Annotated in this window: 4 protein-coding genes; all 4 read left to right on the forward strand. The window is 62.4% G+C overall.

The window, feature by feature from the left end; genetic code table 11:
* A partial coding sequence (rodA, locus tag QZ501_RS15000; protein WP_295720627.1) for a rod shape-determining protein RodA occupies window positions 1–928 on the forward strand: 928 nt, incomplete at its 5' end.
* Between the two features lie 9 nt (window positions 929–937).
* Window positions 938–1,813, forward strand: a complete 876-nt coding sequence (mltB, locus tag QZ501_RS15005) for a lytic murein transglycosylase B (RefSeq protein WP_295720629.1) — start codon at window positions 938–940, stop codon at window positions 1,811–1,813.
* A complete protein-coding gene (locus tag QZ501_RS15010; protein WP_151440852.1) occupies window positions 1,806–2,681 on the forward strand; it encodes a septal ring lytic transglycosylase RlpA family protein in 876 nt (291 codons plus the stop codon). The genes mltB and QZ501_RS15010 overlap by 8 nt, the downstream gene beginning before the upstream one ends.
* A gap of 19 nt (window positions 2,682–2,700) precedes the next feature.
* Window positions 2,701–3,302 (forward strand): D-alanyl-D-alanine carboxypeptidase family protein (locus QZ501_RS15015; protein WP_295720631.1); only part of this gene is annotated, 602 nt, incomplete at its 3' end.

The following is a 3,302-nucleotide window of genomic DNA, read 5'->3' on the forward strand; positions in this document are numbered from 1 at the left end:
TTTCTTCGCGCAACTCGATCCCATGCTTTACCGGCGATGGTCGCCCTGGCTGTATCTGGCCGGCATTCTGTCACTGGTTCTGGTGCTGCTCTTTGGTGCCGGTGCCCAGGGGGCCCAGCGGTGGCTGGCGCTGCCGGGGCTGCCTCGCTTCCAGCCGTCCGAGGCAATGAAGCTGGGGGTTCCCCTGATGGTCTCGTGGTTCCTGGCCCAACTGTCACTGCCACCCAGGCTGTTGCCCATCCTCATGGCCCTGGGGCTGACCGCGCTGCCGGGCGCGCTGATCATTGCTCAGCCGGACCTGGGGACCGCTGTACTTGTCATCGCCTCCGGTCTTGCCGTGCTCTTCCTTGCCGGGTTGAGCTGGAAGCTGATCATGTTGATGGTGGCCGCGGGCGGCGCCTCCATACCCATGCTCTGGCTGTTCGTGATGCGGGACTACCAGAAGGAGCGGGTGCTGACGCTTCTCAACCCCGGCAGTGACCCGCTTGGCGCTGGCTGGAACATCACGCAGTCCAAGACCGCCATCGGTTCCGGCGGCCTTCACGGCAAGGGCTGGGGAGAAGGCACCCAGTCCCATCTGGATTTTCTGCCGGAGGGCCATACGGATTTCATACTGGCGGTTCTGGCGGAGGAGTTCGGGTTTGTGGGGGTGACCCTGCTTCTGGTCCTTTACGCGCTGGTGGTGATCCGCTGCCTGTACATCGCGTCCATGGCGCAGACCTCGTTCAGTCGCCTTCTCTCCGGCGGGCTTGCCATCATCTTCTTCATGTATGTGGTCGTGAACGTCGCCATGGTCAGCGGTCTGATGCCGGTGGTGGGGGTGCCGCTGCCGCTGGTCAGCTTTGGGGGAACGTCCATCGTGACGCTGCTCGCGGGCTTCGGTATTCTTATGGCCGTGCACACCCATCGACGCATGCTGGAGTCCTGACCCGATACCATGACCCGTTTCCCGATTGTTCTGTTGATCGCCCTTTTCAGCCTGTCTGTGATGGCCGCCACATCGGACCGGGAGCGGTTTGTTGAGCGCATGGTCCGGGAGGAGGGGTTCGAACGCGAGCAGGTGAACGCATGGTTGGATGCCGCCCGCCATGATGAGGCAGTGATCGAGCGCATCAGTGCCCCCGCCGAAAAGGTACTGGCATGGGGTGAGTACCGCGGAATCTTCCTGACCCCGGAACGGGTCAAGCAGGGGCGGGCCTTCATGGCGCGTCACCGGGAGACTCTTGCCAGGGCTGAACGGCGGTATGGTGTGCCCTCAAAGCTGGTTACGGCGATCATCGGGATTGAGACGTTCTACGGCCGTCATGCCGGAAACGACCGGGTGCTGGACGCCCTGTTTACGCTGGGTTTCGGCTACCCGCCCAGAGCCGATTTCTTCCGCGAGGAGCTGCGCCACTTCCTCTTGCTGGCGCGGGATCAGGGGTTTGACCCGCGCGATCCCATGGGGTCCTATGCGGGCGCCATGGGGTATGGCCAGTTCATCGCCAGCAGCTATCGGCACTACGCTGTGGATTTTGATGGTGATGGCGTCGTGGATCTGTTCGACAGCCCAGTGGATGCCATTGGGAGTGTCGCCAACTATTTCCACGAACATCACTGGCATCCGGGAGCACCGGTGGTCATGCCCCTGGAGCAGTGGCGTGGGCCCGTTGGCGAGACCCGGCTGTTGCGGTTGACCGTGGAGGGCCGTCAACAGGACTGGATCGCGCATGCCAACTTTGACGTCATCACCCGCTACAACCACAGCGACCTGTATGCCATGGCGGCGTGGTCGCTGGCACAGCGTCTGCAGGAGGCCGCACTGGATGAGTAGTGGGGCCCGACTGCTGTTGCTGGCGCTGGTGTTGCTGGTTACCGGATGTGCCGGTACCGGGCAGCGTCAATCCGATGACCGTTACACTCTGTCCCAGGACACTGGCCCGGATCGGGAACTCGACATTGCCAGCATCGAGGAGCCGGAACCGCGTTATGAACCCCCCAGCAAGGGCGGCAACAAGTCACCCTACGAAGTCTGGGGCAAGACCTATGAAGTCATGGACTCCGCGGAGGGGTATGAGGCCCGGGGGCGGGCCAGCTGGTATGGCCGCAAGTTCCATGGCCACCTGACCTCCAATGGTGAGACCTACAACATGTACGAGCTCAGCGCGGCTCACCGCAACCTGCCCCTGCCCACCTATGTCCGTGTCACCAACCTGGAGAACGACCGCTCCACCATTGTCAGGGTCAACGATCGCGGTCCCTTTCACGGCGAGCGTCTGATTGACCTCTCGTATGCTGCGGCCAAGGTGCTTGGATTCGAGGGCCAGGGTACGACGCGTGTGCATATTGAGGCCGTTGCGGCCAGCCCCGATGATTCGGGCGCCAGTCCCGAGGCCAGGGGAGGCGAGACCGGAACCGCTGAAAAGCCCGCATTACCATCGGGAAACAAAGAGGACCGTCTCTTTGTTCAGGTGGGCGCATTTGGTAACTTAACCGCCGCCACGCAGCTCAAGGCCCAGCTTCACATGGTGACAGCCGGCGACGTCCACCTGGTAGAGGGTCGGAACGGTGAGCAGATCCATCGTGTCTGGGTTGGCCCTTTCCGGGAGCGGGGAGCGGCCGAGCAGGCTCGCCGCGCCATTGAGCGGAACGAGCTGGGGCAGCCCATCATCATTACACGGCCCGTCGGTAGCACGGGCTGACCATCAGGACGATACAACCATGCGTAAGCTGTTCTCGATTCTACTGGTTTTCTGCATTGCTTCCGCGGCGGCGCCGCTTCAGGCATCGAGCCTGATACCGTCGCCACCGGAGCTGGGTGCGGACTCCTACATTCTCATGGATATCCAGAGCGGGCGGGTCCTGGTCGAGAAAAACGCGGATCAGCGGGTGGCACCGGCGAGCCTGACCAAGATGATGACGGCTTACATCGCGGACCGCGAGATGGAGGCCGGTCGCCTGAGCATGGATGAGGAAACCACGGTGAGCGTCAATGCGTGGAAGACCGGCGGCTCCCGGATGTTCCTCAAGGAAGGCACCAAAGTAACCGTGCGGGAACTGATGCACGGCATCATCGTGCAGTCGGGCAATGATGCCAGCGTGGCGCTGGCGGAACACATTGCCGGGGGCGAGGGCTCATTCGCCCAGATGATGAACCAGCAGGCCAGCCAGCTGGGAATGGACAATACCCACTTCACCAACCCCACCGGCCTGCCTGACCCGGATATGTACACCACGGCGCGGGACATGGCACTCCTTTCGATCGCGAAGATCCGGCATTTTCCGGATACCTATGACCTCTACTCCAAGCGCAATTACACGTA

Source organism: uncultured Halovibrio sp. (assembly GCF_913056445.1).
Taxonomy (GTDB): Bacteria; Pseudomonadota; Gammaproteobacteria; order Pseudomonadales; family Oleiphilaceae; genus Halospina; species Halospina utahensis_B.